The sequence below is a fragment of the Geodermatophilus sp. CPCC 206100 genome, assembly GCF_048569675.1.
Classification (GTDB): domain Bacteria; phylum Actinomycetota; class Actinomycetes; order Mycobacteriales; family Geodermatophilaceae; genus Geodermatophilus.
On record NZ_JAQISV010000043.1, the window covers coordinates 1 to 15,742 of the forward strand.

14 protein-coding genes, 2 pseudogenes and 1 riboswitch are annotated in these 15,742 nt (G+C 75.8%); of the genes and pseudogenes, 7 read left to right on the plus strand and 9 right to left on the minus strand.

The window, feature by feature from the left end:
• A pseudogene (locus PGN05_RS18875) lies at window positions 1-671 on the minus strand (NlpC/P60 family protein); the annotation flags it as partial.
• 15 nt (window positions 672-686) lie between these two features.
• Window positions 687-835: riboswitch (cyclic di-AMP (ydaO/yuaA leader) on the minus strand.
• Between the two features lie 205 nt (window positions 836-1,040).
• Between PGN05_RS18875 and PGN05_RS18880 the strand changes: the two are divergent.
• From PGN05_RS18880 to PGN05_RS18890, 3 genes and pseudogenes are all read left to right on the plus strand, one after another.
• Complete coding sequence (locus tag PGN05_RS18880) at window positions 1,041-1,232, plus strand: hypothetical protein (RefSeq protein WP_419754110.1); 192 nt, start codon at window positions 1,041-1,043, stop codon at window positions 1,230-1,232.
• 20 nt (window positions 1,233-1,252) lie between these two features.
• Window positions 1,253-2,809 carry a phytoene desaturase family protein gene (locus PGN05_RS18885; protein WP_419754111.1) on the plus strand — a complete coding sequence of 519 codons (1,557 nt, stop codon included), beginning with the start codon at window positions 1,253-1,255 and terminating at the stop codon, window positions 2,807-2,809.
• Window positions 2,810-2,862: 53 nt separating this feature from the next.
• Window positions 2,863-3,606, plus strand: a pseudogene (locus tag PGN05_RS18890) (YhjD/YihY/BrkB family envelope integrity protein); the annotation flags it as partial.
• A 23-nt stretch (window positions 3,607-3,629) separates the two neighbouring features.
• On the opposite strand, the gene PGN05_RS18895 reads toward PGN05_RS18890, so the two are convergent.
• The 3 genes from PGN05_RS18895 to PGN05_RS18905 form a co-directional block, all read right to left on the minus strand.
• Entirely contained in the window at window positions 3,630-6,047 is a 2,418-nt protein-coding gene (locus tag PGN05_RS18895) for a transglycosylase domain-containing protein (protein WP_419754112.1), read from the minus strand.
• A 101-nt stretch (window positions 6,048-6,148) separates the two neighbouring features.
• Window positions 6,149-8,164: a HelD family protein gene (locus PGN05_RS18900; RefSeq protein WP_419754113.1), complete on the minus strand. Its 2,016-nt coding sequence runs from the start codon at window positions 8,162-8,164 to the stop codon at window positions 6,149-6,151.
• A gap of 12 nt (window positions 8,165-8,176) precedes the next feature.
• Window positions 8,177-8,845, minus strand: coding sequence for an acVLRF1 family peptidyl-tRNA hydrolase (locus PGN05_RS18905; RefSeq protein WP_419754114.1), 669 nt, complete (start codon window positions 8,843-8,845; stop codon window positions 8,177-8,179).
• 49 nt (window positions 8,846-8,894) lie between these two features.
• Here PGN05_RS18905 and PGN05_RS18910 point away from each other — a divergent pair, with 49 nt between their 5' ends.
• Window positions 8,895-9,950, plus strand: coding sequence for a nitronate monooxygenase (locus PGN05_RS18910; protein ID WP_419754115.1), 1,056 nt, complete (start codon window positions 8,895-8,897; stop codon window positions 9,948-9,950).
• A gap of 1 nt (window position 9,951) precedes the next feature.
• Here the strand turns inward: PGN05_RS18910 and PGN05_RS18915 are convergent, their stop codons facing one another.
• The 3 genes from PGN05_RS18915 to PGN05_RS18925 form a co-directional block, all read right to left on the minus strand.
• A complete protein-coding gene (locus PGN05_RS18915; protein WP_419754116.1) occupies window positions 9,952-10,356 on the minus strand; it encodes a rhodanese-like domain-containing protein in 405 nt (134 codons plus the stop codon).
• Window positions 10,353-11,567, minus strand: a complete 1,215-nt coding sequence (locus PGN05_RS18920; protein ID WP_419754117.1) for an MFS transporter — start codon at window positions 11,565-11,567, stop codon at window positions 10,353-10,355. Before PGN05_RS18920 ends, PGN05_RS18915 begins: the two co-directional genes overlap by 4 nt.
• Window positions 11,568-11,785: 218 nt before the next feature.
• The gene (locus tag PGN05_RS18925; RefSeq protein WP_419754174.1) at window positions 11,786-13,591 is read right to left on the minus strand and encodes a phosphoenolpyruvate carboxykinase (GTP); all 1,806 of its coding nucleotides are present in this window, start codon (window positions 13,589-13,591) and stop codon (window positions 11,786-11,788) included.
• 248 nt (window positions 13,592-13,839) lie between these two features.
• Between PGN05_RS18925 and PGN05_RS18930 the strand changes: the two genes are divergently transcribed.
• The gene (locus PGN05_RS18930; protein ID WP_419754118.1) at window positions 13,840-14,253 is read left to right on the plus strand and encodes a hypothetical protein; all 414 of its coding nucleotides are present in this window, start codon (window positions 13,840-13,842) and stop codon (window positions 14,251-14,253) included.
• On the opposite strand, the gene PGN05_RS18935 is transcribed toward PGN05_RS18930, so the two are convergent.
• Both PGN05_RS18935 and PGN05_RS18940 read right to left on the minus strand, forming a co-directional pair.
• The gene (locus PGN05_RS18935) at window positions 14,243-14,764 is read right to left on the minus strand and encodes an SRPBCC family protein (protein ID WP_419754119.1); all 522 of its coding nucleotides are present in this window, start codon (window positions 14,762-14,764) and stop codon (window positions 14,243-14,245) included. The genes PGN05_RS18930 and PGN05_RS18935 overlap by 11 nt on opposite strands.
• Window positions 14,761-15,090 (minus strand): ArsR/SmtB family transcription factor, encoded by a 330-nt coding sequence (locus PGN05_RS18940; protein WP_419754120.1) that lies wholly within the window; start codon window positions 15,088-15,090, stop codon window positions 14,761-14,763. Before PGN05_RS18940 ends, PGN05_RS18935 begins: the two co-directional genes overlap by 4 nt.
• A 74-nt stretch (window positions 15,091-15,164) precedes the next feature.
• On the opposite strand from PGN05_RS18940, the gene PGN05_RS18945 reads away from it, so the two are divergent.
• Window positions 15,165-15,389, plus strand: coding sequence for a hypothetical protein (locus PGN05_RS18945; protein ID WP_419754121.1), 225 nt, complete (start codon window positions 15,165-15,167; stop codon window positions 15,387-15,389).
• 76 nt (window positions 15,390-15,465) lie between these two features.
• The gene (locus PGN05_RS18950; protein ID WP_419754122.1) at window positions 15,466-15,708 is read left to right on the plus strand and encodes an acyl carrier protein; all 243 of its coding nucleotides are present in this window, start codon (window positions 15,466-15,468) and stop codon (window positions 15,706-15,708) included.
• Window positions 15,709-15,742 lie beyond the last annotated feature (34 nt).

A 15,742-nucleotide genomic window follows, 5' to 3' on the forward strand; every position in this document is an offset into this window, starting at 1 on the left:
GGCGCCTCGCGCTCGGCGCGGCTGGCGCGCTCGGGGGTCGCCGCGTGCGCGGTGGCCGCCGCGGCCAGGGCGGCGCGGCGCTCCTCCGCGCTGAGGCGGGCGTACTGGGCCTGGTACTCGGTGATCTGGCCCTGCAGGTCGGCCTGCTGGCCGGCGACGGTGTCGTACTGCGCCTGCGCCTCGCCCGCCGCCCGGTCGGCGACGACCCGGGCCTGCGCGGCGGCCTCGCCGGCGGCGGCCGCCTGGCGGAGCAGCTCGCCCTGGTGGCCGGCCACGGCGTCGAGCAGGTTCACCCGGTTGACGAACTCGTCGGCCGAGCCGCTGGTGAGCAGCGCCCGCAGCGAGCCCATGCTCTCGCCGGTGAAGGCGGTGCGCGCCACCCCGGCCACCTGGCCCTGGGCGGCGTCCACGGCGGCCTGGGCCCCCGCGACCGCGGCCGCGGCCTCGTCGGCGGCCCGGCGCCGGGCGTCCAGCTCCACGCGCGCCTCGTTGAACTGCTCGGTGACCACCTCGAGCTGGTGGCCGCGCTCGGCGACGAGGCGGGCCGCCTCCTGAGCCGTGCCCGGCTCGGCGCCGGCCGCGGCCGGTACGCCGGCCAGGGCGAGGGCGCCGGCGAGGACGACGGCGGCGCGGCGCCAGGCCGCGGGACGGGCGGTGCGAGGGGTCGCCATGGTGCGGCGGCTCTCCGTTCCTTCCACGGCCGCCTACCGGGTCAGCTGACGGGTTCGGGCGGGAGGACGCCCGGCGCTCGCGGCCGCGAGCGGCCGATCGCGCTTCACCCCGGTGCTTCGGTGGGTCCCCGGCCCGGCACCCCCGGGGAAGGGGGGCACAGGCTCGGCGGCATCCGGCGGGGTGTCACCCACGGTGGTGACGGAGCGCCCTGCTGGACGTACTGACAGTAAGGGCGGTGACGGCGCCGTGACAATCACCGGCATGTGATTTGGTGGACTCTCCACTTCATCCGCGACTCGGCCGGGACGGGTGGGGCACGAGGGGCAGCCGGGGTTTGGCGAGCGGCCCCGCCGAGCACGAGCAACGGCATGGACCTCAAGCGACCTCTGGTCGTGCTCGCCCTGGGCGCGGCGCTGGCCGGGCCCCTCTCCGGTTGCAGCAGCGCCGGGGAGGGCGGCAACACCGACGTCGAGCGCAACGAGCAGGACTGCGGCACCGCCGAGCAGGCCCCGGGGCAGGACTGCGAGGAGAGCGAGGACGCCCCGACCCAGGGCGGCTGACCGCCGGTTACGGTCCGCCGGTGAGCGTGCGGAGCAGCTACGACGCCGTCGTCGTCGGCGGGGGCCACAACGGGCTGGTGGCCGCGGCCTACCTGGCCCGGGCCGGCTGGTCGGTGCTCGTGCTCGAACGGCTGGAGTCGGTGGGCGGCGCGGCGGTCAGCCAGCAGGTCTTCCCCGGGGTCGACGTCCGGCTGTCGGCCTACTCGTACCTGGTCAGCCTGCTCCCCGACCGGATCGTCGCCGACCTGGGGCTGGAGGTCGCGCTGACCGACCGCGCGGTGGCCTCCTACACCGCCGTCCCGGGCGGCCCGGGCCTGCTGGTCGAGCGGGACGAGGGACCGGCCACCGCGGCCTCCTTCCGCGCCCTGACCGGCTCGGACGCCGAGCTCGCGGGGTGGCGCCGGTTCTACGGTCGGCTGGTCGGCCTCGCCGAGGACCTCGCCCCGACCCTCACCGAGCCGCTGCTCTCCCCCGCCGGGCTCACCCGCCGGCTCCGCGACCCGCAGCTGTTCACCGACCTCGTCGAGCGCCCGCTGGCCGACGTGGTCGCCGACGAGCTCGGCTCCGACGTCGTCCGCGGGGTCGCGCTCACCGACGGGCTGATCGGCACCTTCGCCGACGTGCACGACGCCGCGGGGCCGGCCGGGCGCTGCTTCCTCTACCACGTGGTCGGGAACGGCACCGGCCGGTGGCGGGTGCCGGTGGGCGGGATGGGTGCGGTCAGCGCCGCCATGGCGGCGGCGGCACGGGCCGCCGGGGCGCAGCTGCTCACCCGGGCCACCGTCACGGCCCTGGAGCCGCGCGCCGACGGCGTCACCGTGCACTGGACCGACGACGACGGCACCGAGCGAGCCGTGGCGGCCGGCTCCGTCGTCTGCGGCGCCGCTCCGGCCGTCCTGGACCGGCTGACCGGCGCGCCGCCCCGGCCGACGACCGACGGCGCGCAGCTCAAGGTCAACATGGTCCTCGACCGGCTGCCCCGGCTGCGCTCCGGCGTCGACCCCGCCGTCGCGTTCGCCGGGACCTGCCACGTCGACGAGGCCGCGTCCCAGCTCGACACGGCGTACGCGCAGGCCGCCGCGGGGGCGCTGCCCGACGTCATCCCGTTCGAGGTGTACTGCCACTCGCTGTCCGACCCGTCGATCCTCGGTCCGGAGGAGCGGGCGGCGGGCCGGCAGACCCTGACGCTGTTCGGACTGCACACCCCCGCCGACCTGTTCCGCGCCGACCCGGTGGGCACCCGGCGGGAGGCGGTGCGGCGGGTGGTGGCCCAGCTCGACGCCCACCTGGCGGAGCCGCTGCTGGACTGCCTGGCCCGGGACGCCGCCGGGGAGCCGTGCCTGCAGGCGGCCTCGCCGCTGGACGTGGAGGCCTCGCTCGCCATGCCGGGCGGCCACATCTTCCACGGGGACCTGTCCTGGCCGGTCGCCGCGACCCCCGAGGACGTCGGCACCTGGGGCGTGGCCACGTCGCACCCGCGGATCGTGGCGGCCTCCTCGGGCGGCACCGTGCGCGGCGGAGCGGTCAGCGGCCTGGGTGGCCACGCGGCGGCCCGACACCTGCTGGACCGGCCCTGAGGCCGTGGTCGGCGGCCCGGTGGCGCGCCGAGACCGCGTTCCTGCTCCGCGGGGTGACACGGCGGCTGCGCGGCCGGGACCTCGCGCTCATCGCCGCCGGGCTCACCTTCTACGCCGGCATCGCGATCGTGCCGCTGCTGCTGGTGGCGTTCTCGCTGACCGCGCTGCTCACCTCACCGGACACCGTGCTGCGGCTGGCCGACCGGCTGGGTGACCTGCTGCCGCCCCAGCTCGGCGCCCCCGAGGCGGTGCGGGCGCTGGCCCAGGCCGGCGTGGGGATGAGCCTGGTCGAGTTCGTGCTCGCCCTCCTGCCGCTGTCCTTCTACGGGGAGGGGCTGCGGCGTGCGCTGCTGCGGTTCACCCCACGCCGGGACACGCTGACCGGCTGGCGCGGCCGGCTGCTGGCCCTGCCGCTGGTGGTCGCCACCCCGCTGCTGCTCTACCCGCTGCTGCTGGCGGCCTCGGCCATGGCGGACCTGACCGAGCGCGGCAGCGTGCTGGGCAGCCTGGCGGTCGGCTACTACTCGGTGCTGTTCGCCCTCACCGTGCCCCTGCTGTGGGGCTACGGGGTCGTCGCCGCGGGCCGGCTGCGCTGGCCGGCCCTGGTGCCCGGCACGCTGTTCACCGCGGCGTGCCTGTCGGGCTTCCTGCAGGGCTTCGTGCTGTTCCTGTCGCTGCCCCTGGCGCTGGGTGCGCCGTTCGGCGGGCTGCGAGTGGTGGGTGCCGTCGTGGCGATCAGCCTGTGGCTGTTCCTGCTGCACCTGGTGCTGATCGGCGGGTGGCTGATCACCCAGTCCCTCGACGAGCGGATCCGCTCGGGTCAGCCGAAGTCGTCGCCCTCGTCCCCGAAGTCCCCGGGGCCCGGCCCCTCCTCGCCCGGGGCGACCGGGGGTCCGCCGCCGTCGGGCGGCCCCTCGTCGGGCGCGGGCGCCTCGTCGCCCGGCGGCGCCGAGTCGTCCGCGGGCGGTGGCGGTCCCGGCTCGGGCTCGGGCACGGGCTGGCGCCGGGGTGCGGGCGGGGAGTAGTCCGAGCCGTTGCTGACCAGGATCGAGACAACCTGGCCCTGCACGGCCCGCCCGCCGCGCGGCGGGCTGGTGCCCAGCAGGGTGCCGGCGGGCTCGTCGCTGTCCACGCGGACGGTCGAGTGCTGGAAGCCCGCGTCGGCGAGCGCCGACTCGCAGGCCCGCACCGAGCCGCACCCGGGCACCGGACGGGTGTTGCCGTTCTGCACGACCTCGTCGGCCGGGGGGAACTCCCCGCTGCCCCGGGCCTCGAGCACCGGGGCCATCGCGTCGCGCCAGATGGTGGCGCCCTTGCCACCGCCGAAGCCGCCGACGTCCTCGTTCCGCTTCGGGTTGAGGACCATGACGCTGGCGGTGATCTCGGGGGTGTAGCCGACGAAGGCGACCGAGAAGTTGTCCTGCGACGTCCCCGTCTTGCCGGCGATCTGGTGGCCGCGGACGTAGGCCCGCGAGCCGGTCTGGCCGGGGCTCCCCGGCTCGACGTCCTTGCGCAGCATCTGGTTCAGCGTGTTGGCCACGCCCGGCGGGATCGCCTCCGGGGTGCACCGGTCCCCGACGGCCAGCGGCTCGCCGTCGGGGCCGACCGCCGGCTCGCCGTGCTGGTCGAGGACGGCGGTCACTGGGACGACGTCGCACTGCGTGCCGCTGGCCGCCAGCGTCGAGTAGGCGCTGGCCAGGCCCAGCGGGCTGGTCGGCTCGGGCCCGAAGGTGAACGACCCCCGGTTCTCGTCGATGATCTGCTGCGGCAGCGCCGGGTCGTTGAACTGGAACAGGCCCATCCGCTCGGCCATCCGCACCGGCTCCTCGACGCTGCCGAGGGCGTCCTCGAGCGCGAGGAAGTAGGTGTTGGACGACTGGTACAGGGCGGTCGTCAGGTCCAGCGTCGAGCGGTAGGTGCCGGCGTTCTCGACGTCGTAGCGGGCCGAGCCGTCCCGGTAGACCCGCGAGACGTAGGGGTCGGACGTCGTCAGCGTGTAGAAGCTCGAGTAGCCGCGGGCCAGGGCCGCCGCGGCGACGAAGACCTTGTAGGTCGAGCCGGAGCCCTGGCTGGGCGCGACGTTGAGGTTGAACGACTCCTGCGCGGGGTCGTTCTTGTCGAAGCCGAAGACCCGGTTCACGCTCAGCGCCAGCAGGTGCCCGGTGCCGGGCTCCACCGCGGAGAACATGCCGGCCAGCGAGTCGCCCATCGGCAGGGTGTTGAGGACGGCGGCGTCGCCGGAGCGCTGCAGGTCGACGTCCAGCGTCGTCTGGATGACGTAGCCGTTGTTGTCCAGGGCCTCCTGGGTCAGCCCCAGCTCCTGGATCAGGTAGCGCTGCACGAAGTCGCAGACGAAGGAGCCGACGCTGGCCTGGACGCAGCCGCGGCGCGGCGGCGGCGCGGGCGCGAGGCCCAGCGGCGTGGCCTGCGCGTCGGTGGCCTCCTGGGCGCTGACGTAGCCCTGCTCGGCCATCCGGGAGAGGACCTCGTTGCGCCGCTGGGTGGCCGCCTCCGGGTTGGTGAAGGGGTCGTCGGCGGTCGGGCTCTGCGCCAGGCCGGCCAGCAGCGCCGCCTGCGGCAGGGTGAGGGCCGCGGCGTCGACGCCGAACAGGGCGCGGGCGGCCGGCTGCACGCCGTAGGCGTTCTGCCCGAAGTACACGATGTTGAGATAGCGGGTGAGGATCTCGTCCTTGGAGTAGGTGTCCTCGAGCGCCAGGGCGATCCGCGCCTCGCGCAGCTTGCGGCCCACCGTCTGCTCGGTGGCCGCGCGGCGCTCCTCGGGGGTGTCGGCGGTCTGCAGCAGCGTCTGCTTCACCAGCTGCTGGGTGAGCGTCGAGCCGCCCTCCTGCACGCCGCCGGCCGCCAGGTTGGTCACCAGCGCCCGCATCGTCCCCTGGACGTCGAGGCCGTGGTGCTCGTAGAACCGGGCGTCCTCGATCGCGACCATCGCGTGCTTCATGACCTCGGCGATCTGGTCGTGCTGCACCGGGGCGCGGTTCTCGTCGTAGAAGTAGGTGATCGGCTCGCCGTTGGCGGCGAGCACCACCGTGTTGGCCGGCGGGGTGTCGATGGTGAGCTCGGTGGGGAGGTCCCCGAGCAGGCTGGTCGACTGCTGGGCTGCCGAGAGAGGGCCGCCGACCCACGGGAAGAGGAGGGCTGCCACGAGTGCCCCTGCCGCCAGGATCGTGGCGGCCAGCTTGAGCAGCGTGCCGACCCGGCCGTCCGTGCGCCGGTTCATGGTCCTCCTTCCGTGGAGGCTCACTGGAACAGAGAACGGGGACGTCCACAACCACCCGCGCCGTACGCGCCCAGGCGGAATACCCGAGCGCGCGGCTCCCGTCACTCCCGTAGCAGTTCGGGGAGCTCCCCGGTGTGCAGCACCACCAGTGTGCTCACCGCGCGGGTGAGCACGACGTAGAGCCGGTGCAGCCCCCGCGGCTCGGCCGCGGCGATCCCCGCGGGGTCCACGACGACGACCGCGTCGAACTCCAGTCCCTTGGCCAGGGACGCCGGGACGACGGCCAGCCGCGCCGCCTCGCCGTCCTCGGTCAGGACGGCGGCGGGCAGGCCGGCACCGGTCAGCGCCCCGGCCACCTCGGCCACCACCTCGTCGGCGCAGACGACGCCGACCGAGCCCGGCGCGGCGGCCACCTCCCGGACGGCGTCGGCCACCGCGCCGTCGGCCCGGAAGCGCAGCGAGCCCGGCCCGCGGCGGACGGCGGTGGCCACCGGCAGACCGGGGGCGATCACCGGCAGCAGCCGGTTGGCGTACTCGAGCACCTCCCCCGGCACGCGGTAGCCCCGGGTCAGCGGCCGGACGACGGTGTCGGGGCGCCCCAGGCCCGACAGCGTCCGTCCCCAGTCGGCGGCCGCCTCCGGGCTGGTCGCCTGCGCGAGGTCGCCGAGCACCGTCAGCGACCCCGCGGCCAGGCGGCGGGCGACCGCCCGGCACTGCATCGGCGAGAGGTCCTGGGCCTCGTCGAGCACCACGTGCCCGTAGCCGCCGGTCCGCTCCAGCAGGCCGGCCACCTCGTCGACCAGCACCGCGTCGGCCGCGGTCCACGGGGCGGCGCGCAGCGGGCCCGGCGGGCGGCGCAGCAGCTCCTGCTCGGCCTCGTCCAGGACGCCGCGGGCGGCCCGGGCCAGCCGGGCGGGGTCGGTGAGCAGGGCGTGCACCAGCTCCGCGGCGTCCACCGCGGGCCAGGTCGCGTCGCAGGCCGCGCGGACCTCGGCGCTGCGGGCGGCCCGGCGGGTCTCGGCGTCCGTCGGGCTGCTGCCGGCCTCCTCCGCCTGCCGGCGGGCGTCCTCGGCGAGGGTCATGGCCAGCCGCTCGCGGCCGGCCGCGTAGTGCAGCACCTGCTGGTCGTCGGCGGCCCGGCCCCGCCGGCGGAGGTCGTCCACCGAGCGCTTGAGCCGAGACACGGAGACCCGGCACCGGCGGCCGGCCAGCGGCACCTGGACGTCGTCGGCCGGCTTGGCGATCGCTCCCCACAGCGCCCGGTGCAGCACCTCGGCCATCCGGGCGTCGCCCTTGAGCACCGCGGCGTCCGGCGGGTCGGCGGCCCGCACCGGCACCCGCGCGGTGAGCTCGGCGACCGTGGTCTGCTCGACGTCGACCTCGCCGAGGGTCGGCAGCACCTGCTCGATGTAGCGGAGGAAGGCGCGGTTCGGCCCGACGACGAGCACGCCGGTGCGGGCCAGCTGCCCGCCGTGGGTGTAGAGCAGGTAGGCCGCCCGGTGCAGGCCGACGGCGGTCTTGCCGGTGCCCGGAGCGCCCTGGACGCAGATCGACTCGGCCAGCGGCGCCCGCACGATGGCGTCCTGCTCGGGCTGGATGGTGGCGACGATGTCGCGCATCGGCCCGCTGCGCGGCCGCTCGATCTCCGCCCGCAGCAGCCGGCCGGTGGGGGCCGACTCGCCCGCGCCGAGCAGCTCGTCCTCGTAGCCGGTGAGCTCCCCGCCCGAGAAGCCGAACCGGCGGCGGCGCACCAGCCCCTGCGGATCGGCGGGCCCGGCCTGGTAGAACGGCCGGCTCATCGGCGCCCGCCAGTCGATGACCACCGGGGTGCCGGCGGCGTCGCGCACGTGCCGCCGGCCGATGTGGAAGGTCTCCGTCCCGGTGTCGGTGCGCCCGAAGAACGCCGGCACGCCGGGATCGGCGGCCAGCGCGCGCAGCCGCTCGGCGCGGGCGGCGCCCAGCCGCTCGGAGGACCAGGCGTCGACGCCGGCGTCGCCGACGGTGCGGGTGGCCGCCCGCATGGCGGTCAGGCAGTCGGCCGCGCGCGCCAGGTGGGCGCGCTCGGCGGTCAGGACGGGGTCGGCGGTGGTGGTCGTCTCGCTCGGTGCGGAGGACACGGTCGGAGGACGCTACGCCGTTTCCTCGTCCGGCTCCAGGAGATGCACCTGCACGGCCCGGAACTGCTGCGGGGTGGTGAGCAGGACGGCCTTGGTCGGCTCGCCGACGTCCAGGGCCGGCGCGCGGCGCAGCTCGGCCAGCCGGCGCAGCCGGGCGTCGGCGAGCACCTCGTCGACCAGGCCGCGGTCGCCGCCGGTGAACACCGCCGCGAGCCCGCCGGCGTGCGGGAGCAGCACCCGGACGGCGGTCTCGACCGCGGCCGCGACGACGGCGTCGGTCTGGTGGCCGCGGCGGCGGGCGAACCGCTGCTGGCTCCACCCCCCGGCCGCGGTCCGGCCCTGCACCTGGCGGGAGTCGACCTTGGAGACCACCAGGTCCGGGCCGTCGAAGACCCCGACCGCCCACCGCCCCCGCCGCACGAGGAGGACCGCCGCCCGGTGCGGCTGCCGCGCGCCGGTGGTGAGCGAGGTGAGCAGCGCGGGCCCCGGCGACCAGCCGAACGGCGGGCGGAGGGTGAGCGTCGTGGTGTCGGCGCAGGTGACGCGCACCGCGCCGTCCTCGACGGTCACCTCGGTGAACGCGCCGTGCCGGTCGGCGACGCCGTCCAGCCAGCGGCCCAGCCGCTCGGGCGGGATCCCCAGCTGCCGGCCGCCGCCGGCGGCGGGTCGCGGTCGCGTCACCGCCCGGATGCTAGGTGACGCTTCGGGCCCGCCCGGCCAGGCTGGGCCCGTGACGACGCCCCTCCCCCTCCCCCCGGTCCCCGCGCGGATCGTGGCCGCGCCGATGGCCGGCGGCCCGTCCACGCCCGCCCTGGTCGCGGCGGTCGGCGCGGCCGGCGGTCTCGGCTTCCTGGCGGCCGGCTACCGCACCCCGACCCAGCTGCGCGCGGACGTCGCCGCGGTGCGCGACCGCGGCCCGGCCCCGTTCGGGGTCAACGTCTTCGCGCCGGTGGCCGAGCGGCCGGAGGAGGTCGCCCGGCTGGCCGGCTACGCCGAGCGGATCGCCGGCCGCGGCGCGCGGTTCGGCGTCGCGCCCGGGACCCCGGCGCACGGCGACGACGCGTTCGGCGCGAAGGCCGAGCTGCTGGCCGAGCTGCGGCCGGACGTCGCCTCGTTCACCTTCGGCCTGCCCCCGGAGGACCTGGTCCGCGACCTGCACGCGGCCCGTGTGCCGGTGTGGGTGACCGTCACGTCGCCGGAGGACGCCGTCGCGGCGGCCGCGACAGGTGCCGACGCCCTCGTCGTCCAGGGCTGGGAGGCCGGCGGCCACCGGGGCGGGCTGACCGACGAGGAGCCGGCGCAGCTGGGGCTGCTACCGCTGCTCGCCCTGGTCCGCCGGGTCACGCCGCTGCCGCTGGTGGCGGCCGGCGGCATCGCCGACGGCGCCGGGGTGGCCGCCGTCCTGGCCGCGGGCGCCGCCCTCGCGCAGCTGGGCACGGCGTTCCTGCGGACGCCGGAGGCGGGGACGCCGCCGGTGCACGCCGCGGCGCTGGCCGAGGGCCGCCCGACCACGGTGACCCGCGCGTTCACCGGGCGCCGGGCGCGGGCGCTGGTGAACGACGCCGTCCGCGCGCTGGACGCCGACGCGCCGGCCGCCTATCCGGAGGTGCACTTCCTCACCGCGCCGGTGCGGGCGGCGGCCCGCACCGCCGGTGACCCCGAGGACGCCCACCTGTGGGCCGGGCAGGCCGCCGCGCTGGCCGAGCCGGTGCCCGCCGGGGAGCTCGTCGGCCGGCTGGCCGCCGACGCCCGCGCCGCACTGGACGCCGCCGCGCGCCCGCGGTGACTCAGGCGCCGGTGGTGGGCAGGCCCGCGGCCCGCCAGGCCTGGTAGCCGCCGACGACGTCGGTGGCGCGGTGCAGGCCCAGGGCCCGCAGCGAGTCCGCGGCGAGGCTGGACGAGTAGCCCTCGTTGCACAGCACGATGACCTCGACGTCGTAGCCGCTGGCCTCCGGCAGCCGGGCGTCGCTGGCCGGGTCGAACCGCCACTCCAGGTGGTTGCGCTCGACGAGCAGCGCGCCGGGGACCTCGCCGTCGGCCTCCCGCTGGAACGCCGGGCGGGTGTCGACCAGGATGGCGCCCTCCGCCGCCCGGGCGGCCGCCTCGGCCGGCTCCAGCCGGTCCAGGCGGGCGCGGGCCTCGGCGAGCACCTCGTCGATGGTCCGGGCGCCGGGCGGGCGCTCGGTGCTCATCGGGCCATCGCCGGCTCGGCGGCGTGCTCGGCGGGCACGTGCAGCACCCGCTGGCAGGCGCAGACGACGACCGCGGCCACCGCGGCGGCGACGGTGGCCACGAGGAACGAGGCGTTGGCGCCGGCGAGGTCGACGATCTTGCCGGCGACGGAGGCGCCGATGGCCACGCCGAGGCCGAGGGCGGTGCCGATCCAGGTGAACGCCTCGGTGGTGGCCGACCGCGGGACCAGCAGCTCGGCGAGGGTGAACGAGCTGATCAGCGACGGCGAGACGGCGATCCCCGCGACGATCACGAACGGGATCATCACCCAGATGTCCTGGACCAGCAGGAGCGGGACGCTCAGCACGGTGAGCAGCACCAGGACGACGGCCAGCCGGATGCGCGGGGGCGAGTGCCAGTGCACCGTGCCCCAGCCGATGCCGCTGGCCATCGAACCGACCGCGAGCGCGGCGATGAGGACGCCGGACAGCGACATCGCGCCCTCCTGGTCGGCGAAGGCGACCAGCGCGATCTCCAGGGTGCCGAGGATGGCGCCGACCGCCGCGCCCACCACGAACAGCACCCGGATGCCGCCGCTGCGGATGGCCGCCGGGCCGGTGCGGGCGGCGTGCCCGTGCGGCGGGGGCTCGGTGCGGCCCTGGGCGGCGAACAGCAGGCTGCCGATCACCGCGAGGGTGAACGCGGTGACCACGCCCGAGGTGCTGTGCCCGGTGGTCGACAGGAAGGTGACCAGCACCGGGCCGACGATGAAGACGAACTCGTCGACCACCGACTCCATGGCCAGCGCCGTCGGCAGCCGGTGCGTCCCGCGCAGCAGGTGCGTCCAGCGCACGCGGATCATCGAGGCGACCGGCGGGATGCACGCGCCGGCCACTCCGGCGGAGGCGAACACGATCCACAGCGGCCAGTCGCCCTTCACCGCGGGGAGGAACACGCAGCCGGCGACGACGAAGACCACCAGCACGGGCAGCAGGGTGCGGCGCTGGCCGTGCGTGTCGGCCCACCGCCCGATGAGCGGCCCGGAGATGGCGGTGGTGACCGCCCCGGTCGCGGCGACAGCGCCTCCGAGGCCGTAGGAACCGGTCTCGGAGGCGATCAGCAGGACCGACCCCAGTCCGACCATCGACAGCGGCAGCCGCCCGATGAACGCCGCCAACACCATCGGCAGCGCGTGCGGGGTGCGCAGCACGTGCAGGTACGGATTGGGCACGGGAAGGGGACCTGTCGTCTCAGGTGCAGGGCGCAGCGGGTGTTCCTGAGGCCACGCTAACCGACGTCCCGTCCCGCGGCCGGACGACGGACGGACGCGCCGGTGCGCGCCGTCCCCGGGACGCGGACGGCCCCGCCCCAGTCGTCGACCGGGACGGGGCGGCCCCCTGCAGGGTCCCGCCGCGAGCGTACGAGCGGTGGGGGCAGGGGGTGTTTCTCTCAGGCGAGCCGGTGCTCGAGGATGGCGAGCTCGTCCCACATGGTGCTGGGCAGCTTGTCGCCGAACCTCTGGAACCACTCCGTGATCTGCGGGACCTCGGCGCGCCACTCGTCCACGTCGACGGCCAGCGCCTGCTCGACCTGCTCGACGGTCAGGTCCAGGCCCGAGACGTCGAGGGAGTCGGCGGTCGGGACGTGCCCCACGGGCGTCTCGACGGCGGCCGCGGTGCCCTCGAGGCGCTCGACGACCCACTTGAGGACCCGGCTGTTCTCGCCGAAGCCCGGCCACAGGAACCCGCCGTCCTCGTCGCGCCGGAACCAGTTCACGTAGAAGATCTTCGGCAGCTCGGCCGCGTCGTGCGCCTTGCCGGTCTCGACCCAGTGCCGCACGTAGTCACCGGCGTTGTAGCCGATGAACGGCAGCATCGCGAACGGGTCGCGGCGGACGACGCCGACCGCGCCGGTGGCGGCGGCAGTGGTCTCCGAGGAGAGCGTCGCGCCCATGAAGACGCCGTGGTTCCAGTCACGGGCCTCGGTGACCAGCGGGATCGTCGTCTTGCGGCGACCGCCGAAGAGGATGGCCGAGATCGGCACGCCCTGCGGGTCCGGGTACTCCGGCGCCAGGATCGGGCACTGGGTGATCGGGGTGCAGAACCGCGAGTTCGGGTGCGAGGAGGGCTCGTCGCTCTCCGGCGTCCAGTCCCGGCCCTTCCAGTCGGTGAGGTGGGCCGGCGGCTCGTCGGTCATCCCCTCCCACCAGATGTCGCCGTCGTCGGTCAGCGCGACGTTGGTGAAGACGGAGTTGCCGCGCTCGATGGTGCGCATGGCGTTGGGGTTGGTGTCCCAGCCGGTGCCGGGCGCGACGCCGAACAGGCCGTACTCGGGGTTGAGGGCGTAGAGCCGGCCGTCCTCGCCGAACCGCATCCAGGCGATGTCGTCGCCGAGGGTCTCGACCCTCCAGCCCGGGATGGTCGGCTCGAGCATCGCCAGGTTGGTCTTGCCGCAAGCGCTCGGGAAGGCCGCGGCGACGTAGTACGTCTCCTCCTGCGGGCTGGTCAGCTTGAGGATCAGCATGTGCTCGGCGAGCCAGCCCTCGTCGCGGGCCATGACCGAGGCGATGCGCAGGGAGTAGCACTTCTTGCCCAGCAGCGCGTTGCCGCCGTACCCGGAGCCGTAGGACCAGATGGCCCGCTCCTCGGGGAAGTGCACGATGTACTTGGTGTCGCTGCAGGGCCACGGCACGTCCTGCTGGCCCGGCTCCAGCGGGGCGCCGAGGGAGTGCATGGCCGGCACGAACGGCCGGTCGGTACCCATCGCCTCGAGGATCGCGCTGCCGATGCGGGCCATCACCCGCATCGAGACGACGACGTACTCGGAGTCGGTGAGCTCGACGCCGAACATCGGGTTCTCGGCCTCGACCGGGCCCATGCAGAACGGGATGACGTACATCGTCCGGCCGCGCATGCACCCGCGGTACAGCTCGGTCATGATCGACTTCATCTCGCCGGGAGCCATCCAGTTGTTGGTCGGCCCCGCGTCGGCCTCGTCGACCGAGCAGATGAAGGTCCGGTCCTCGACCCGCGCGACGTCGCTGGGGTCCGACGCGCACCAGAAGGAGTTCGGCTTCTGCTCCAGCCGGGTGAAGGTGCCGGCGTCCACCAGCCGGTCCGTGAGCCGTGCCCACTCCTCGTCGCTGCCGTCCACCCAGACCACCTGGTCGGGCGTGGTCAGCTCGGCCATCTCGCGCACCCAGGCCAGCAGGCGGGCGTGGGTGGTGGGTGCGTTGTCGAGACCGGGGGTGGCCACGGAGGTCAAGGGCGTCTCCATCCTCAGGGCGCGCCGGGCGGACACCCGGCGGGGCTGGTGCGTCGGGGCGGTCGTCCGGTCCACCGTGCGCCGGAGGCGCCGACCGGGACACCGGTGCACCGAGGCTACCGGCGTGCAACCGGGCTGTAACCGTGAGAGATGACACGTATAGGACGTCTTTCCGAGGGCCCGAAGTCCCTGGTCGTTCGCCACGTCGGGTGAGCCGCGGACCCCTACGCTGCGCGCCCATGGCCCACCGCAGGGCGCTCGTCGCCGCCTCCGCGATCCAGCTCGCCGCCGGCCTGGTCGGCCAGGTGCTGTCGCTGCGGCGGCGCCGCGCCTTCGACGTCCCCCTCATGCGGGGTGACCCGGCGCACGTCGGGCGCGACTCGCTCTGGTTCGGCACGTCCTACAGCGCACCGGCCTACATGCTGGGCGCACAGGCCTGGGCCGTCGCCCGCCTGGCGGCCGGGCCGCACGAGCGGGCGCGCCAGGCGCTGCGCATCCTCGGCACCGGGATGGTCGGGGGCTACCTGGTGGAGCGGTTCAACCGGCGGCTGCTGACCCCTGCCGGCGCCGACCCGGTCGAGACACCGGTCGTGGTGGTCGGCCTCGCCGGCTCGGTGGCGATGGCCGTGCTCGGCCGGTCGGTCAGCCCGTGACGTCCCGGCCGTAGCCGGGACCCACCTCCGCCCAGAACGGCTCCCAGTCCCCCGGCCCCTCGCCGCCGGTCACCTCGGCCTCGAGCCGGTCGAGGTACCAGTGCCAGCCGCCGGCGACGTCGGCGACGTCGGCCTCGGGGGCGAAGCGCTGGCGGAAGACCAGCACCGTCCGGCCGGCCTCCTCGGTGAGGTCCAGCTCGAGCCGCCAGGTCTCCCCCGGCCCCGCCGTGTCGACGACGAGACGCTGCGGTGGCGCGCACTCGACGATCGTGGCCGGCGAGCCGGCGGGCTCGTCGTCCCCCTCGTGGGTCATGAAGAAGAGGCCCTGGCCGCCGGGGCCGCGCTCGCCCTCGTACCGGCCGATCCACCGGGCGAGCCGCTCGGGCTCGGTGACGGCGGACCAGACGTCGTCGATCGGGTCCGGCCAGGACCGCCGGAACTCCAGCAGCTGGCGGCCGTCGGCCTCGGTGGTGACGACGCCGCGGCGGGCGTGCACGTCCTGCTGGGTCATGTCGGGCCTCCGCCCCTCTGCGCCCGCCGGCCGCGGGCGATCTCGGTGTCCAGTGCGTCCAGCCGCTGGGCCCAGAGGTCGCGGTAGGGCTCCAGCCACTCGTCGAGCTCCCGCAGCGGGCGCGGGTCGAGCGCGTAGAGGCGGCGCCGTCCCTCCTCCCGGCAGGTCACCAGCCCGGCCTCCCGGAGCACCCGCAGGTGCCGGCTGATCGCCGGCCGGCTCACCGGGAAGCGGCCGGCCAGCTCGCCGGCGGCCTGCTCCCCCCGCGCCAGCAGGGCGAGCAGCTCCCGGCGGATCGGGTCGGCGAGGGCCGCGAGCGCCTCCACGGGCTGATGTGTAACACACTCGTTACGGATTCGGCCAGCGGTTCGCCCCCCGGGGTGCGGGGCACGGGACGGGCATGACCGTCACCGATCCCGACGTCCCGGACCCCCTCAACGACCCGCGCACCCTGCAGGCCGACCCCGGCGCCTACGGCCAGGGCGAGGACCTCGCCTCGACCGCGGACGACCCGGCGGTCAGCGGGGAGGAGGAGATGGCCGAGGACGAGCTCGCCGCCGGCCGGACCGAGGCCGACGACGCCGGCGGCGGGGACGTCACCGGCGGAGCGGCGTCCCGGAGCTGAGACGGGGCGGTCCGTTTCACCCGGTCCGGCCGGGGAATGTGACCCCGCACACAACCCCTCAGACCAGGAGGTCGCGATGGCCACCGGTGAAACCGGCTTCGAGGACGTCTACTACGACCTGATCTCCGTCCAGTACCACTCACTCAAGGCCGGGCACGACTACGGCCAGTACGTCCGGGACGCGGAGAACGCCGGGCTCGACGACATCGCCGGCTTCTTCCGCGACGTCATGTCCGAGGACTCGGCGCGGGCCAAGCGCTGCCACGAGTTCCTCGGCCGCCTGCAGGGCACCGACCAGGCCGGGCCCGCCGCCCAGTGATCGAAGGGCCCCCTGCGGGGGCCACCGCGAGGGC

Excerpts from the sequence above, each read along its gene's own strand:
- PGN05_RS18880 (WP_419754110.1), top strand. The coding sequence starts at position 1,041 with ATGGACCTCAAGCGACCTCTGGTCGTGCTCGCCCTGGGCGCGGCGCTG.
- PGN05_RS18895 (WP_419754112.1), bottom strand. The coding sequence starts at position 6,047 with ATGAACCGGCGCACGGACGGCCGGGTCGGCACGCTGCTCAAGCTGGCC.
- PGN05_RS18915 (WP_419754116.1), bottom strand. The coding sequence starts at position 10,356 with ATGAGCACCGAGCGCCCGCCCGGCGCCCGGACCATCGACGAGGTGCTC.
- PGN05_RS18930 (WP_419754118.1), top strand. The coding sequence starts at position 13,840 with ATGGCCCACCGCAGGGCGCTCGTCGCCGCCTCCGCGATCCAGCTCGCC.
- PGN05_RS18935 (WP_419754119.1), bottom strand. The coding sequence starts at position 14,764 with ATGACCCAGCAGGACGTGCACGCCCGCCGCGGCGTCGTCACCACCGAG.
- PGN05_RS18945 (WP_419754121.1), top strand. The coding sequence starts at position 15,165 with ATGACCGTCACCGATCCCGACGTCCCGGACCCCCTCAACGACCCGCGC.
- PGN05_RS18950 (WP_419754122.1), top strand. The coding sequence starts at position 15,466 with ATGGCCACCGGTGAAACCGGCTTCGAGGACGTCTACTACGACCTGATC.